The organism is Leminorella grimontii, assembly GCF_039789245.1.
GTDB lineage: Bacteria > Pseudomonadota > Gammaproteobacteria > Enterobacterales > Enterobacteriaceae > Leminorella > Leminorella grimontii.
Genome location: NZ_CP146357.1, coordinates 130,141 through 145,119 on the forward strand (window position 1 = coordinate 130,141; position 14,979 = coordinate 145,119).

Here is a 14,979-nt window from a genome sequence, read left to right on the forward strand (position 1 = left end):
GGAACGTCCGGTAGGAGATAAACAATGAATTCAGCGTTATGGATAAGCAAAACCGGCCTTTCAGCCGAAGATGCTGAAATGAGCACTATCGCCAACAATATTGCCAACGTTAACACCAACGGCTTTAAGCGCGATAACGCGATGTTTCAGGATCTGTTCTATCAGACTCAGGAAGCGCCGGGCGGCATGTTGGATCAAAACAACGTGTTGCCGAGCGGCATCCAGTACGGTAGCGGCGTGCGCATCGTCGGCACCCAGAAGATTTTTACCGAAGGCAATATCGAAACCACCGATAACTCAATGAACGTCGCCATCATGGGGCAGGGGTTTATACAGGTGCAGAAGGCCAACGGCGATATCGCCTACACCCGCGACGGCAACCTGCAGGTTAACGCCGACGGCGTACTGACCAACTCTCAGGGGCTGCCGATCCAGCCGGAAATCAATATTCCGCAGGGCGCGACGAGCATCACCTTTGGTGAAGACGGCACCGTCACTGCCGTACTGGCGGGCGACAGCGATCCGACCGAGCTCGGCCAGCTGACGCTGGTGAACTTCACCAACCCGGCGGGGCTTCAGGCGGAAGGCGACAACCTGTATCTGGAAACCGCCGCCAGCGGCCAGCCGATTGAAGGCGTGGCGGGCGAGGACGGGCTTGGAACGCTCAAGGGCGGCGCTCTGGAAGGCTCTAACGTGGACATCGTCAACGAAATGGTAGCGATGATCACCGTGCAGCGTGCCTATGAGATGAACGCCAAAATGGTGTCTGCGGCTGACGAAATGCTGCAGTACGTCAACCAAAATCTGTAATCGGTTTTCTCTGTTTTAACGGGCGACGGCGTCGCCCTCTTAAGTAAAGTGGTACGTCCGTGAAAAAGTATCTTTGGTTAACGCTCCTGATTCCCCTGCTGTCGGGCTGTGAATCACCGGCGATGTTGGTGCAAAAAGACGACAAGGACTTCGCTCCGCCTAAAATGGCGCCGGAACCTACGCCCGCAGGGCGTGCGGGCGGGCTGTTTGAAACCGGTTACAACTGGTCGTTAACCGCCGATCGGCGAGCCTATCGCGTGGGCGACATCCTGACCGTAATTTTGGAAGAGTCGACCCAGTCCAGCAAGCAGGCCAAGACCGGCTTTGGTAAGAGCAGCGGCCTGTCCATCGGTGCGCCGACGGTGTTTGGCAAAGTTAAAGGCAATCTGGAGGCGGAAGGCGACGCCTCGCGCGACTTCGACGGCAGCGCCTCTTCGCAACAGCAAAACAGCCTGCGCGGCTCTATCACCGTTTCGGTTCATCAGGTGATGCCTAACGGAATGATGGAAATTCGCGGTGAAAAATGGCTGACCCTCAATCAGGGTGACGAATACATTCGCCTGAGCGGCCTGGTGCGCGCAGACGACGTTCAAAACGACAACACCGTATCGTCTCAGCGTATCGGCAATGCGCGTATCTCCTATGCCGGACGCGGGGCGCTAAGCGATGCGAACTCCGCAGGCTGGCTGACGCGCCTGTTTAACCATCCTCTGTTCCCTATTTAATCCGGAGAACGACATGCACATTCACGGGCGTTTACGCCACGGCCTGACGGCTGCGCTTTTTATCGCGCTTGCGCTGGTTCAGCCGGAGGTCGCGATGGCTCAGAGCCTGGAGTCTCTGGTCAACGTTCAGGGCATCCGCGACAACCAGCTGGTGGGCTATAGCCTGGTAGTTGGCCTTAACGGCACCGGGGATAAAAACCAGGTGAAGTTTACCAACCAGACGATCACCAACATGCTGCGCCAGTTTGGCGTGCAGCTGCCGAGCAAAATCGATCCTAAAGTGAAAAACGTCGCCGCCGTCGCGGTGAGCGCGAACCTTCCGCCCATGTACGCGCGGGGGCAAACCATCGACGTGACGGTTTCATCTATTGGCGACGCCAAAAGCCTGCGCGGCGGTACGCTGCTGCTGACCCAGCTGCACGGCGCCGATGGCGAAGTGTATGCGCTGGCGCAGGGGAGCGTGGTCGTCGGGGGCGTGAGCGCCGCCGGGCACGACGGTTCCAGCGTTACCGTCAATACGCCGACGGCGGGGCTTATCCCCAACGGCGCGACGGTAGAGCGTGAGATCCCCAGCGATTTCAACATGAACGGCGTGATTACGCTGAACCTGAAACGCCCTAGCTTTAAGGACGCCAATAACATTGCCATTGCCGTCAATCGCGCCTTCGGCGGCGGGATCGCCACGGCGAAAAGCTCTACCAGCGTTGCCGTTACCGCACCCGCCGATCCGGGCGAGCGCGTAGCCTTTATGTCTCGGCTCGACGACGTACAGATTCAGGCCGAGCGGGTTCGCGCCAGGGTGGTGTTCAACTCGCGTACCGGTACGGTAGTTATGGGCGATGGCGTGGTTCTGCACGCCGCGGCGGTATCGCACGGCAACCTGACGGTTTCCATTACCGAAAGCCGCAACGTCAGCCAGCCCAACGCGCTTGCCGGCGGCAGAACGGTGACGACGCCGCAAAGCGATATCAACGTCGACAGCGCCCGCCCGCGGGTAATTTCACTGCCTGAATCCAGCAGCCTGAAAACGCTGGTCAGCGTGCTTAACGGCCTTGGCGCGTCTCCTGACGACATCATGTCGATTCTTCAGGCGCTGCACGAAGCGGGCGCGCTGGATGCTGATTTGGAGGTTATCTAAATGCAGAGAGTCAATATGGCCCTGCCGGGCGGCTCGGACGGCGCCGATCCGCTGATGGGGCCGAAAATAAAGGCTAACGACCTTAAGCAGGCGGCGCAGCAGTTTGAGGCCATCTTTTTACGCAGCATGCTTAAAGAGATGCGCAAGACCAACGAGCTGTTCGAGTCTAAAGACGATCCGCTTGGCGGCGATTCCGTAAAGACGATGCAGTCTTTTTATGACGACACGCTGTGTAACGTGCTGGCTAAGAGCCAGGGTATCGGCATCGCCGCGGCGATCGTCAAGCAGCTGTCGCCGTCCGTCACGAAAGGCGAATAGCGCAGCTTAAGAATTTTCAGCCAGGCGCCGTTTTATACCCTAAATACTGAACGACGTTTTACCGGGAGCCCCCCGGAAAGGAAAAACCGATGGACATGATTAATATTGGCTACAGCGGCGCGAGCGCGGCGCAGGCCCAGCTTAACGTAACGGCGGAAAACACCGCGAATGCGATGACGCCAGGCTATACGCGTCAGGTCGTGATAACCAGCGCCGTCGGCGCCAGCTCCGGCGTGCCCAACAGCGCCGGCAACGGCGTTCAGGTCGACAGTATCTGCCGCGTTTCCAACCAGTATCTGGTCAATCAGGTATGGACTTCCGCCAGCGATAACGGCTACTACAGCACCCAGCAGCAGTATTTGACCCAGCTTGAAACCGTGCTCAGCGACGACAACAGCAGCCTGAGCACCGGCTTTGACAACTTTTTCGCCGCGCTGAACGCCGCCACGACAACGCCGGACGACTCGGCGCTGCGCTCTCAGGTTATCAGCGAAGCGAGCGCGCTGGCGCTGCGGGTTGATAACACGCTCGACTACGTTCAGTCCCAGAGCAGCGAGCTGGTAAGCCAGGAACAGGCAACGATTTCTCAGATCAATACCCTGACTTCCGGTATCGCTACCTGCAATCAGGAAATTACCGAAGCGGAAGCGAACGGCGACAATGCCTCAGCGCTGTACGACCAGCGCGATGAGATGGTCGAAGAGCTCAGCGGCATGATGGACGTACAGGTGACCGTCGACGATGCCGGCAACTACAACGTCGCGTTGAATAACGGCCAGCCGCTGGTCAGCGGCCAGAGCAGCTCGACTATCGCTCTGAAAAGCAACGACGACGGCTCGCAGAGCATGACGCTGACCTTTGCCGGTACGGAATACAACATGACCATGGACACCGGCGGTTCGCTGGGGGCGCTGTTCGACTATCAGAGCGACGTGCTGACGCCGCTGTCGGACACCGTCAACAGCATCGCCGAGCAGTTTACCAACGCGATAAACGATCAGCTGGCCCAAGGCTATGACCTTAACGGTAATCCGGGCGCGCCGCTGTTTATCTACGATCCTACCGACCCGGACGGCCCGATGCTGGTGAACCCGGACATTTCTCCCGACGAGCTGGCGTTCTCCTCTTCACCGGACGAATCCGGTAACGGCGACAACCTGCAGGCGCTGATTGATATTTCAACCGAGCCGTTGGACATCGCCAACATGGGCAGCGTGACGGTGGGTAACGCCTGTACCAGCATTATCAGCGACATCGGTATCTACAGCCGTCAGAACCAGACCGAAGCGCAGTCCGCCAGTACGGTATATAGCGAAGCGCAAAATCAGCGCAGCAGCGTCAGCGGCGTCAACATGGACGAAGAAGCGGTCAACCTGATTACCTATACCCAAGTGTACCAAGCCAACCTGAAAGTGATTTCCACCGGCGCCGAGATTTTCGACTCGGTCCTGGAAATGTGTTGAGCCAGCGGGAGTAAATTACGATGAGAGTCAGTACACAGCAGTCTTATACGTCAATGACGAACAGCTTTGACAAGCTTTCAGCACAGTTGGAGCAGGTCGTTACCCAAATGGCGACCGGCAAGCGGGTGAATTTGCCCTCGGACGACCCCATTGCGGCGACGCGCATTACCCAGCTTAACCGCCAGCAGTCTTCGATTGAGCAGTATCAGTCGAATATTGAGACCGTCTCTTCCAGCATGAGCCAGCAGGAATCCATTATGGACGGGGTCAACAACGATCTGCTGGCCATTCGGGACGACCTCTTGCAGGCGGCGAACGGCACCAATACGGCGGATGACCTCTCCGGATACGGGCAGGAGATACAGTCGCTGACGCAGACTATCGTTGCGGCGCTGAACTATCAGGACGAAGATGGCCACTATATTTTCGGCGGTACGGTAAACGACCAGCCGCCCATTGTGTATCAGGACACGGACGGCGACGGCGAGCCGGATGAATACGTGTATCAGGGCAACGACGAGCACCGCACCGCGACCGTCTCCAACGGCGTAGAAATTGACACTAACGTGTCGGTCGGCGAGATGTTCGGCGACAGCCTGAACGTGCTTAATTCGCTTAACGACCTGGCGACCGAACTTCAGGATCCGAGCGTCGATCCTACCGATCCGCAGGTGCAGGCGGACATTCAAAGCGCCGTTGATAGCGTCGACGAAGCTTCCGACTCCCTGAACTCGGCAATGGCGAGCCTGGGTGAAAGGCAAAATACTATGACGATGCTCAGCGACGCGCAGACCGGCGTATCAACCGCTAATGACGAGCTGATTGGGCAACTGGGCGATCTGGACTACGGTCCTGCCACGATTACTTTTACTGGATTACAGTTGGCGATGGAAGCCACGATGAAAACGTACGCTAAGGTGAGCGAACTGAATCTGTTTAACGCTATTTAACCCACGCGCCGGGAGCTATAGCGCGGCCCGGCGCTTTGAGCGAAATTGTCATGCAGATAGGTTTTAATTCATCCTCGCTTACCGGCTCCGGCGCGCTTACGCCGTCTTCTGTCCTGTCGCAGACGGCGAACGTAGAGAAAACCGCCGTCGTCGAGGCGCAGCAAGCGACTGCCGACTATCCGGCTTCGCCGCTGATTTCTACGCGCCCCCAGCGCTACAGCGTTCAGCTTAACGACCAGCTTACGGCGCTTCAGCAGGCCGACCGCTATTTAGGCCAGCTGGAACAAAAGCTGGTGGACTATCGTCATTCGGCGCGCCGAGGCGGCGATATTTCCGTTGCCAAGAATTCGGCGCAGGAGATCGAAAAGCTGTTACAGAACCGGACGACGCTGTGCGGCGGTACGGTTGACCGCCAACTGAAGCCCGTCCTGCAAGGGCAGGCGCAGGTGGTTTTTCAGGCGCCTCGGCTTGCTCAGGCGCTTTCAAAGCCGGAATCCCGTGAGACGCTGCTGTTTAGCGTGCAGGACGGCGGTAAAACGCGCCTGTCGGCGGTATCCGTTGACGGCGAAATGGCGCCTCGCCAGTACCAAACTGTGGTGAACAACGCGCTTCGGCGGGTCGGGGTGCAAAAAGTCTCTGTTTCAGGCAAGCTGAGCGGCGACGCCTTTGCCACCGCAGAGACCGACTGGCCGCAGCTCAAGGCATCGTTTAGCGTCAAGGGCGAAGGCGTTCGCTTTGATGGCGAGCCCACGATGATAGAGACCGCGGCCGAACCGGCGCTGTCAGAAACGCTGCAAACGGCGATGTCGACGAGCGGCGCATCGGCCAATCAGGCCATTCAGAGCGCGCTTGAACAGATTAGCGAACAGCGCCTAGGGTTGGCGACGCAGCAGGAAAAGGCTCGCCGTCTGGTCGACGGCATGGCGCGCTTCCCCCAGACGCAGAGCGCGATTGACGCCTCTTCCGCGCTGGCGGGGCAGCTTGACGAAGCGAGCCATAACTATCAGGTGCTGCAACAGGCGGTCAACGGTCAGGCGAGGCTTTCGCATCTGACGGTGCGGAGTTTGTTGTCGTAAGTCGTATTATCGAACCCTTCCCGCGCCGCTAAAGGCAGCGGCGCGGGAAGGGGCCATTAAAGATTTCCTACCTACCTCAATATCGAGAAGGCCATATCTTCTCTGGCGCGCCTTTATTAAAGAGGGAACTGGCGTTCCCTCTTAGGTGCGTTTCAATCTGAGAACTATTTCAGCAGATCAATCAGCCGCAATAGAGCTAGTAAAAGCTCCAGTACGGCGATGAGCACAATCAGCTTATGCATCAGCGTGTCCATCCGCTCTCCTTTTAAAAGGAGCGCAACGCCCGCGCTTTACCCATACACTGCCTGTCGGCGCGGGGTATACAGGTGCTGAGTGTAATTATCACGCTCCAGACCGGGGCGCTGCCTGCGGCACCACCCGTCTGGCAGCCAGGACTTAAAATCGGTCTGGCCTGAAGCATGCCAATCCCAGCGTTGGGGATTATAAGGGCCTGTAGCGTATTTGCAATGGTGCATTAAACAGGCTAAACTGCTTGCGCTGAGTATAATTATCACGCATTGTCGCTTAGGCTGGTATTTACAGCCTGAGGGCAAAAAATAAAGAACCCTACCTCACCAGTAGGGTTTTTTGTTTTCTGCGATCTGCCTTCCGATAATTTCTTTGTGTATCTCCATTCTTTTAGCTTACGTCTCTCGGCCTACCGGCATTCCTTATCCCCCATCACCGAAAGCGGATAATCCAGCGTGATAATTCCGTTGACGTCATTTAACAACAGCAGCTGCCGCTGTTGATCAATCGGCTGTAGGTGGGTGCGCAGGCTGTGCTCTTTGACGAAGTTGATAAAGCGCGACAGGCGTGCGTCCGCCCCTTTTGATTGAGTGTTGAACTTTGCCAGACCGAAGGCGACCGTATCCGATTTTTTTACCACGCAGTGGGTTACTGCAGCGGTGAGCAACGGCGTTGCGTCGTCGGGCCTGTTAACCACGATGACGGTTTCCTGCGGTTGGGGAATGAACGTCAGGTCGTAGACGTTTCTTTCTGATGTCGTCATATCATAATGAATAAACTGCGTACGCTCGATGGCGGCATAGCCAAAAAGCGGCGACAGGCTCAACGCCGCAAACAGGATGAACCGTGCGGTATTATTTACATGCAGGCATTTCATTTAATGTTCTTTCCACTTCTTGATGGAGTAACTCGCCAACCTGTTCATTGTTGTCCTGCCAGTTGTCGACGTTGATGGCGAGCTGGTAAGTGTGTTGGCAACCGTTGGTGAGCAGTGCGTCAAAAGAAAGGCGCAGCAGCGTTGTATGGTAGTACAGCGTCATCGTTGCATTCTTTTGTTTGAGCGTTGCGTCTATCTGCTTTAGCGTATTGGGAAGGTGCTCCGCCAGCGTCGTGCTTTTTGTCTCGTTGGCGTCTGTCTGATAGACGTGATAAACGCTAATGCTGCTCGTTCCCGGAGAGGGCTCATGAATAATGTGGGACTCGTTCTCTATTGCTGAAGACGCCTGTCCTTCTCCCCCTTTCATATAGAACGTAGCCCCCACGGCAACTATGCACAGTATCGCAAGCAGCAGCATGAACGGTTTGGCATAAGCAAAGCGGCGGGGCGAGGCGGTTGGCGCGGCATCGGCTACGGTTACGGCCGGTACTGCGGCAAGGTTGGCGCCGTCGGTCAATTGTTCCCGTGGGGGAAGAGAGGCCTCTTCCTGTTGGTCAGCTTCCTCTACCGGTTTAAGTTCCGGCTCTGGCTCTATTTCCGGCACTGGCGCGGGTTCCGGTAATGTAGACGCCTCTTGTTCATCGACGGGGTCGTCCGGCAGTTCAACGACCCAGTCGCTGTTGAAGATATAGCCCTTTTTGGGCACCGTTTTTATGATCTCTTGCTGCTTGCCGTCATCCCCTAACGCCAGGCGCAGGGCGTGAATGGCCGTGGGAAGGCTGTTATTGCCGACGACGCGGTTTTTCCACACTTCATTAATCAGGAAGCTGCGCGACAGCACCCGATCCGCGTTGGCGATCAGAGTTTCCAGCAAGATGTAATGGAACTCTCCAAGACGACAAATTTCTCCGGTCTGGCTATGGATGAGGGCGCTCAGGGACGGTTCCAGTTTTCTATTATTAACGCTTATGCTCATTATGTGACGCTTATCGGACCATGATTAAAAGTTGCAACGCCTCTGGCGACAATAGTTCCTGGCGTCATATGGGGAATAGGCTCCCGTATTTGTCTCATTTTGCGGCGCAGGCACACTAGCGGTTGGCCTGAACAATCTGTTTTATTAATAACGGGTGAATGATAATTTTAAATTGCATGCAACGTTTTTAACATTATCTTTATATTTTTAGTCATTTTTCTGTTGAAAGGGGGCGTTCATACTGAGCTTAGCCTATCCGCTGGTTAATTCAATGTCAGATAAAAATAGTGCGGGAGATAGTAGTTAAAAAATATATATAAAACAATGCAATGAGGCTCGTTATCTGTAAGTGAATGTAATTTATAGTTGTTCGATGTTTTAGCTTTAGCCTACAGGAAAGAGATTTTCAAAATAAATAAAAGCATAGGTAAGTGTACGTGGCTTTTATTTTTCCTGCCTTATTTATATACAGACCATTCAAGATTGCGTCGAAACGGTAAGCGGTAGATCAATTGTCAGGAACGCATCTGGCCCGTCGATATCCTCGTTATCAGATAAACATCAATGTAAGACAGGTAAAACGAAAATTGTTTTTATGCGAACAATCTTCTTATTTTATAACCCCTTCCCCTTAATTTAGGGACCAAAATCCCCTCGCGCAGCGGCCTGTTTTAATCCCAATCTAAAAAATTTTTTCTACCCGACTTAATTTCCCCGCCGGAGGGGCCGCTTTACTGGAGTAACGTGATTGAGCACGATTATCTAACCAAGGAGTAGTACCATGTTATCTATGAACACCAACGCCGCATCAATGGCATCAGTAAACGCAATCAACAAAAGTAACGCTTCACTGGCTACCTCTATGGAACGCCTGGCTACCGGTAACCGCATCAACTCTTCTGCTGATGACGCCGCTGGTAAACAAATCGCTAACCGTCTGACCGCACAGTCCAGCGGTATGGCCGTTGCTCAACGTAACATCTCTGACGCAACTGCAATGCTGCAAACTGCTGACGGCATGTTCGACGAAATGAACGACATCCTGGGCCGTATGAAAGACCTGTCTACACAAGCAGCGAACGGAACGTACAGCGATGACGACCGTGCAGCGATGCAGTCCGAGTTCGACGAACTGGGTCAGCAAATGTCAGACATGCTGCAAAACACCACCTACGGCGGTACTAACCTGTTCAACAAGTCTGCCAGCGGCCTGTTCACTAACACCAGCGGCGTAACCTTCCAGGTCGGTTCTGAATCAACTGACCAAATGACGGTTAACATTTCTAGCCAAATCGAAGATCTGGCTACTTCTCTGAGCTCACTGAGCGCAGCGTTCTCTTCTGACTACGGTACAGACGGCGCCGGCGGCACAGTATCCGGCGGTTCTGAACTGATGACGTCTGCTTCTGCAACTGACACCATCAGCGCAATCCAAGGCGTGATGAGCGATATCGGTAAGATCCAGTCTACTCTGGGTGCTTCTATCAACCGTCTGAACGACACCGCAGCTAACCTGCAAAACATGCAAGACAACACTGAAGTGGCTATCGGTAACATCATGGATACCGACTACGCGACGGAAGCGTCTAACATGACCAAGCAACAAGTGCTGATGCAAACCGGCATCACCATGCTGAAACAGTCCAACAGCATGTCCAGCATGGTCTCCAGCCTGCTGCAATAATTGTCGATTGTTGCCCGTATGGCTACTTAAGACGACGAGTTCAACACCGCCTGTGGGCGGTGTTGCTTTTTATACCCATTGGCTCGTACACGTCAGCGACCTTTCCCGAAACGCGTTTTCCGCTTTGGCGGAAAATGGACTTCCTCATTTCTGTAGCCCATTGATTTATATAGCGCGTATTTTTGGCACGGAGGTTGCTAACAAGAGAGCAAGCAGTAAGTCACTTCCCGGAGAGTAGACAATGATTAACCCAAGAACAGTGGCTCAAGAGCTGGCCTACGCAAGCGTCGCTACGCGTGCAAATCAGCTCCAGCAGCAGCAAAACGATCTGGATACTGAAAGCAGCGCGCTGTCGACGTTGGAAGATGCGCTGGACGACTTTCAAAGCGCCATTGACGCGTTAGACAGCGATACGGCGGGGCCGGTAGTGTATTCCGCCACGTCTACCGATGACTCTGCGACGATTTCCGCTAACTCCCAGGCACAGCCGGGGAAATATACCTTTTATGTCGACACGCTGGCGACCGCCCAGCAGACCACGTTTTCATTCAGCGACGGCTCGATCCCTTCCTCCGGTACGTTCACTATCACCATGGGCGACAGCGAGATGGATATCGATCTTTCTCAGTCCGATGAAGACGGCGATGGCACTGTCACCGTTAGCGAGCTGGCGGATGCGATTAACCACAGTGAAGACAATCCGGGCGTGAGCGCGACTATTGTTAATACCGGCGGGGCGACCACGCTGATGCTGACGTCCGAAGAGACCGGAGAAGCAAACGCGTTCACGGTCAGCGTCAGCGGAGTGGATACCTCCTCTGAGTTTTACCAACAAATCAATACCCCTAAAGATCTGTCTACCGCACAGGATGCCCTGATCTACCTGGGAAGTTCCCCCGATGACGGCATTCCCATCACCAGCAGCGACAACACCTTTGACGACCTGATCCCCGGCGTTTCCATTACGTTCACCGAAGCGTCAACCACGCCGATGACCTTCACCGTCGCAGAGGACACCAGCGCGTCGCAAGAGAAGGTGCAAACCTTCGTCGATGCCTACAACACGCTGGTGGATACGCTGGATTCTTTGACCGGCTACGACAGCAACGGTAACGCAGGCGTGTTTGCCGGTGATGCGGGGCTCTCCTCTTTGGAGCGCCGGCTCAACGACATTACCCACGCCACCTACGGCGACGTCTCCATTCTTGATTACGGCATTGCGCTGGACAGCGATGGCCATCTGGAGATTGATTCCGATCAGTTTAGCGAGGCGATGAAAGAAAACCCTGAGGGCCTGACGTCCATTTTCGTCGGTGACGACAGCATGGTGGCTCAGATGGACTCGCTGCTCGATACCTATCTGGACAGCAGCGACGGCATCATCGCACAGCGGCAAAGCACCCTTTCTGATAAGCAGGAAAAAATTGACGATCAGGTCGATCAGCTGACGAATACCTATAACACGACCTATGACCGCTATCTGAATGAGTATACGCAGACGCTGATCGAAATAACCAGCATGGAAGAGAGCATGGCGGCCTTTTCGTAAAGGTACTGAGCCATAGGAGAAATGACAGTTATGTACGGTTCACAAAACGGCTATGACCTATATAAAGAGATAGACCTGACGTCACGCACCGCGTCGGCGTCACCGTTGGATCTGGTGCTGGTGCTTTATACCGGACTGATGGACGAACTGGAGCGGGCAAAGAGCCATATTGAAAACAAACGCTTCGATCGCAAGGCGCAGAGCATCAACAAGTGTATCGATATTCTGAATGCCTTAACCAGCTCGCTGGAGTTTGATACCGGCGGTGAGCTGGTGTTGAACCTGGCGCGGCTGTACGACCACTGCGTTTACCGGCTCTACGAGGCCAGCGGCCAGATGTCTGCCGATAAGATCGATGAGGTCATCACTATTCTTGGCAATCTGCGTGAGGGCTGGGAAGGGTTGTCTAAAAGGCTGGGATAAAGAATGGATAGCGAAGCGCTTAGACGCGAAATATACACCCTATTGGACGCCATGAATGAAGCGTTGGATAAACAGCGCTGGCGGCGTCTGCCCGCGCTGCATCAGCGCATCATGATGCTGTTCGATCAATACGTTCAACTGGTTCCGCCCGACGCGGAACTGGTTGAGCTAAAAAGCCGGCTGCGTGAAGGCTTTCAGGGGCTCATCGAGCGTCGGCGACTGCGCGCAGAGGTGTTGCAGCAAAGAATGGAAAAGCTGCGTAACGGTAAGGAAGGCATGCTGGCCTATTCGATGGTTAACCTATTTTCGGAGCAGTCATGAAAAACGTTTCTCTGGCAACAGCGCCACTAACGCCAAACGAGGGCAGCGACGTCCTGGCGGCGTTGGACAACGCGCTGGGCGAGGATGGACAGGGGAAGCGCGAGTTTTCCCTGCCGCAGCCCCTTGCCGAAGCGGCGTCGCGCCTGCGGGCCGCAAAAGAGGCCGACCGCGAACGTCGTTCAGCACAGGAGGAGCCGCAGGGCGCCGAGCTTCAGGCGCTGATGGCGATGCTATTGGCTCAGCCGGAACGTATTCCGACGACGTCCGATGCCTCCACGCCGGATGGGAACCGCCTGCTGCAGGCGCTTTCTCAGGTTCAATCACAGCTTCCGTCCCAGCCTCAATCGCCGCTACAGCTGCGTGCCCAAGCGCAGGCCCAGGCGCCGAGTGACGCAGCGTTAGGCGTACAGGACGCGGTGAAGAATGCTTCGCATGACCTCTCACAGGCTGGCGGCGATACGGCGCTCGCGCCGAAGCTTCAGGCCTTGATGGCCACGCTGGAAGCGCAAAACGCGCCGACTCTCGCAACGCCGGAGCAACAGGCGCGTCTTTCAACGTTCGCCGCACAAAATCTTCAGGCCGTTGCGCCGTCTGAAGACGGCGCTCACCTTCGCATTGACGCCGCTCGGGCGGAAGACGCAAAGGCGGCGCGGCGCGGCGTCGTAGCCGCCAAGGTGGAAGAAAAGTCTTCGTCGCCTGAGCGGCCTGAACTGCCCCTGCCCGACGTTCGCCAAAACCGAATAGAGGTTCGCGCGCAGCCGCTAGAGACAAAGGCCGTCGCGGCGCCGGCAGGGCAGTCCGACGATTGGGAAGAGAAGCTGGGGTCGCTGCTGAAAGACCGCATTCAGTTTCAGATTAGCCAGCAGCAGCAGGTATCAACCATTCGTCTCGATCCCCCGTCGTTGGGAAAACTGGAGATCGCCATTCAGTTTGACGCGGGGCGTTTGACGGTACACATCGATGCAAACCAAGGCGACGTTTATCGCTCGCTGCAGCAGTTTAGCGAAGGGCTGCGTCAGCACCTGATGGAGCAGAATTTTGTGCAGGTTAACGTTCAGGTTTCATCGGACGGACAGTCGCGTCAGCAGCAGGAACGCGGGGAGCGACAGCGCCAGGAGGAGGACGTTTTGTCCGCCGCTACGCTGTCGCAGGATGACAAGGACAACGCGCGGAATGAGTCCGTGCTGATAAAAGTGTAATCAAAACTATGAAGAAAATCTTATTGATCGGGCTGTTCAGCGCTCTGCTGGCAGCCGTTGTCGGCGGCGGTGCGGCGTTTGGCGTTATGCACTATATGCAAAAATCAATGCCGGTAAGCGGCGCTAAGGCCGAACCGGAAAAAGCCAAGTCTAAGGGTGAAGAGCGCACCAATATGTTTGTGTCGCTGCCGGAAGCCATTATCACTTTGCAAGACAGCGCAAATGACGATCGCTACATCGTACTGGAGCTGGTCATGGTGACCGACGCCAAGCCGGGAGCCGACCGCATCAAGGCCGACGAGCCGCTCTATCAGAGCATCGTGGTTAATACGCTGATGGATATGAGCTACGAGCAGGTGCGCAGCCTGAAAATCTCCGAGATCCGAACCCTCTTGATGAGCGCGCTAGACAAAGAGCTTAAGGCCAGAGAAATCACGGTGCCTTACTCCGACGTGCTGGTTAAAAAAGTGGTCTTTCAGTAAGCCGGCTAAACGAATAGAGGGTACGAGGATGCAGGCAGCCTATTGTTCTGAGGAGTTAACCGTCTTAACTCCGGAAGAAGAAAACCGTTACTTACAGGCATACCTTCCTTTAGTGCGGAAAATTGTACGCCAGCTGGCGCCGCAGTGTTCCAGCGTGATCGACCGTCAGGATATGGAACAGATAGCCCTTATCGGGCTACTGAACGCAATCCGCCGCTACGGCGCGCCAGACGAAGCGTTCGGCAGCTATGCCGCGCAGCGCGTGCGCGGCGCGATTTTGGACGAGCTTAGAAGCCTGGACTGGCGCCCGCGCCAGCTAAGGCAAAAGTGCCATCAGCTTAGCGACCTGCTGCGCGAACTGCGTAAGCAGTTGGGCAGAGAGCCAGAGTGGGAAGAGATCGCAGCGCAGGGCGTAAGCGTAGAGGACTACCAGGAGTATCTTCAGCTGGAAAGCGCCGCCTCTCTGGCAAGCCTTGACGAAATTCTTGACGGCGAAGGCGGCAGCGGCTCGCTGTCGCTGGAGGGCCGTCGGCTTGACGATCAGTTCATCACTCAGCGGATGCTGAAAGAAGCGCTGGATACGCTGTCGGAAAAAGAGCGGCTGGTGCTGATGATGTACTACCAGCAGGACATGAATTTAAAAGAAATCGCGCTGGTGCTCGACGTTACCGAAGCCCGCGTTTGCCAAATGAACAAGAAAATCTCGGAAAAGATTCGCGAGTTTTTCGATTAGCGATTT

16 protein-coding genes are annotated in these 14,979 nt (G+C 55.4%); 14 read left to right on the forward strand and 2 right to left on the reverse strand.

Annotated features, from left to right (window positions below):
• Positions 1-24: 24 nt before the first annotated feature.
• From flgG to V8L73_RS00715, 7 genes are all read left to right on the forward strand, one after another.
• Positions 25-810 carry a flagellar basal-body rod protein FlgG gene (gene flgG / locus V8L73_RS00685; RefSeq protein WP_027273702.1) on the forward strand — a complete coding sequence of 262 codons (786 nt, stop codon included), beginning with the start codon at positions 25-27 and terminating at the stop codon, positions 808-810.
• Positions 811-869: 59 nt separating this feature from the next.
• Positions 870-1,535, forward strand: coding sequence for a flagellar basal body L-ring protein FlgH (gene flgH, locus V8L73_RS00690; protein ID WP_027273701.1), 666 nt, complete (start codon positions 870-872; stop codon positions 1,533-1,535).
• Between the two features lie 13 nt (positions 1,536-1,548).
• Positions 1,549-2,673 carry a flagellar basal body P-ring protein FlgI gene (locus V8L73_RS00695; RefSeq protein ID WP_051155590.1) on the forward strand — a complete coding sequence of 375 codons (1,125 nt, stop codon included), beginning with the start codon at positions 1,549-1,551 and terminating at the stop codon, positions 2,671-2,673.
• The gene (locus V8L73_RS00700; RefSeq protein WP_027273699.1) at positions 2,674-2,991 is read left to right on the forward strand and encodes a rod-binding protein; all 318 of its coding nucleotides are present in this window, start codon (positions 2,674-2,676) and stop codon (positions 2,989-2,991) included.
• An 89-nt stretch (positions 2,992-3,080) separates the two neighbouring features.
• Complete coding sequence (gene flgK, locus V8L73_RS00705; RefSeq protein WP_347253888.1) at positions 3,081-4,454, forward strand: flagellar hook-associated protein FlgK; 1,374 nt, start codon at positions 3,081-3,083, stop codon at positions 4,452-4,454.
• Between the two features lie 20 nt (positions 4,455-4,474).
• Positions 4,475-5,404: a flagellar hook-associated protein FlgL gene (gene flgL, locus V8L73_RS00710; RefSeq protein WP_027273697.1), complete on the forward strand. Its 930-nt coding sequence runs from the start codon at positions 4,475-4,477 to the stop codon at positions 5,402-5,404.
• A 50-nt stretch (positions 5,405-5,454) separates the two neighbouring features.
• A complete protein-coding gene (locus V8L73_RS00715) occupies positions 5,455-6,480 on the forward strand; it encodes a flagellar hook-associated protein (protein WP_347253889.1) in 1,026 nt (341 codons plus the stop codon).
• Positions 6,481-7,138: 658 nt separating this feature from the next.
• Here V8L73_RS00715 and V8L73_RS00720 read toward each other — a convergent pair.
• Both V8L73_RS00720 and V8L73_RS00725 read right to left on the reverse strand, forming a co-directional pair.
• Positions 7,139-7,606 carry a hypothetical protein gene (locus V8L73_RS00720; RefSeq protein WP_261831818.1) on the reverse strand — a complete coding sequence of 156 codons (468 nt, stop codon included), beginning with the start codon at positions 7,604-7,606 and terminating at the stop codon, positions 7,139-7,141.
• Positions 7,584-8,582, reverse strand: a complete 999-nt coding sequence (locus tag V8L73_RS00725) for a transcriptional regulator (RefSeq protein ID WP_347253890.1) — start codon at positions 8,580-8,582, stop codon at positions 7,584-7,586. The genes V8L73_RS00720 and V8L73_RS00725 overlap by 23 nt, the downstream gene beginning before the upstream one ends.
• Positions 8,583-9,363: 781 nt before the next feature.
• Here V8L73_RS00725 and lafA point away from each other — a divergent pair.
• The 7 genes from lafA (at position 9,364) to V8L73_RS00760 (ending at position 14,973) form a co-directional block, all read left to right on the forward strand.
• Complete coding sequence (gene lafA, locus V8L73_RS00730) at positions 9,364-10,266, forward strand: lateral flagellin LafA (RefSeq protein ID WP_027273693.1); 903 nt, start codon at positions 9,364-9,366, stop codon at positions 10,264-10,266.
• A 241-nt stretch (positions 10,267-10,507) separates the two neighbouring features.
• Positions 10,508-11,815 (forward strand): flagellar filament capping protein FliD, encoded by a 1,308-nt coding sequence (gene fliD, locus V8L73_RS00735; protein WP_027273692.1) that lies wholly within the window; start codon positions 10,508-10,510, stop codon positions 11,813-11,815.
• Positions 11,816-11,845: 30 nt separating this feature from the next.
• On the forward strand, positions 11,846-12,238 hold the full coding sequence (fliS, locus tag V8L73_RS00740) for a flagellar export chaperone FliS (protein WP_027273691.1): 393 nt from the start codon (positions 11,846-11,848) through the stop codon (positions 12,236-12,238).
• Between the two features lie 3 nt (positions 12,239-12,241).
• The gene (locus V8L73_RS00745; RefSeq protein WP_347253891.1) at positions 12,242-12,559 is read left to right on the forward strand and encodes a flagellar protein FliT; all 318 of its coding nucleotides are present in this window, start codon (positions 12,242-12,244) and stop codon (positions 12,557-12,559) included.
• The gene (locus V8L73_RS00750) at positions 12,556-13,758 is read left to right on the forward strand and encodes a flagellar hook-length control protein FliK (RefSeq protein WP_347253892.1); all 1,203 of its coding nucleotides are present in this window, start codon (positions 12,556-12,558) and stop codon (positions 13,756-13,758) included. The genes V8L73_RS00745 and V8L73_RS00750 overlap by 4 nt, the downstream gene beginning before the upstream one ends.
• Before the next feature lie 8 nt (positions 13,759-13,766).
• Positions 13,767-14,240 (forward strand): flagellar basal body-associated FliL family protein, encoded by a 474-nt coding sequence (locus V8L73_RS00755; protein WP_027273688.1) that lies wholly within the window; start codon positions 13,767-13,769, stop codon positions 14,238-14,240.
• Positions 14,241-14,268: 28 nt separating this feature from the next.
• Complete coding sequence (locus tag V8L73_RS00760; protein WP_027273687.1) at positions 14,269-14,973, forward strand: FliA/WhiG family RNA polymerase sigma factor; 705 nt, start codon at positions 14,269-14,271, stop codon at positions 14,971-14,973.
• Positions 14,974-14,979: the final 6 nt, after the last annotated feature.

Coding starts and splice junctions, on each gene's coding strand:
- flgG (WP_027273702.1), top strand. CDS start 25: ATGAATTCAGCGTTATGGATAAGCAAAACCGGCCTTTCAGCCGAAGAT.
- V8L73_RS00695 (WP_051155590.1), top strand. CDS start 1,549: ATGCACATTCACGGGCGTTTACGCCACGGCCTGACGGCTGCGCTTTTT.
- V8L73_RS00700 (WP_027273699.1), top strand. CDS start 2,674: ATGCAGAGAGTCAATATGGCCCTGCCGGGCGGCTCGGACGGCGCCGAT.
- flgK (WP_347253888.1), top strand. CDS start 3,081: ATGGACATGATTAATATTGGCTACAGCGGCGCGAGCGCGGCGCAGGCC.
- flgL (WP_027273697.1), top strand. CDS start 4,475: ATGAGAGTCAGTACACAGCAGTCTTATACGTCAATGACGAACAGCTTT.
- V8L73_RS00715 (WP_347253889.1), top strand. CDS start 5,455: ATGCAGATAGGTTTTAATTCATCCTCGCTTACCGGCTCCGGCGCGCTT.
- V8L73_RS00720 (WP_261831818.1), bottom strand. CDS start 7,606: ATGAAATGCCTGCATGTAAATAATACCGCACGGTTCATCCTGTTTGCG.
- V8L73_RS00725 (WP_347253890.1), bottom strand. CDS start 8,582: ATGAGCATAAGCGTTAATAATAGAAAACTGGAACCGTCCCTGAGCGCC.
- lafA (WP_027273693.1), top strand. CDS start 9,364: ATGTTATCTATGAACACCAACGCCGCATCAATGGCATCAGTAAACGCA.
- fliD (WP_027273692.1), top strand. CDS start 10,508: ATGATTAACCCAAGAACAGTGGCTCAAGAGCTGGCCTACGCAAGCGTC.
- fliS (WP_027273691.1), top strand. CDS start 11,846: ATGTACGGTTCACAAAACGGCTATGACCTATATAAAGAGATAGACCTG.
- V8L73_RS00745 (WP_347253891.1), top strand. CDS start 12,242: ATGGATAGCGAAGCGCTTAGACGCGAAATATACACCCTATTGGACGCC.
- V8L73_RS00750 (WP_347253892.1), top strand. CDS start 12,556: ATGAAAAACGTTTCTCTGGCAACAGCGCCACTAACGCCAAACGAGGGC.
- V8L73_RS00755 (WP_027273688.1), top strand. CDS start 13,767: ATGAAGAAAATCTTATTGATCGGGCTGTTCAGCGCTCTGCTGGCAGCC.
- V8L73_RS00760 (WP_027273687.1), top strand. CDS start 14,269: ATGCAGGCAGCCTATTGTTCTGAGGAGTTAACCGTCTTAACTCCGGAA.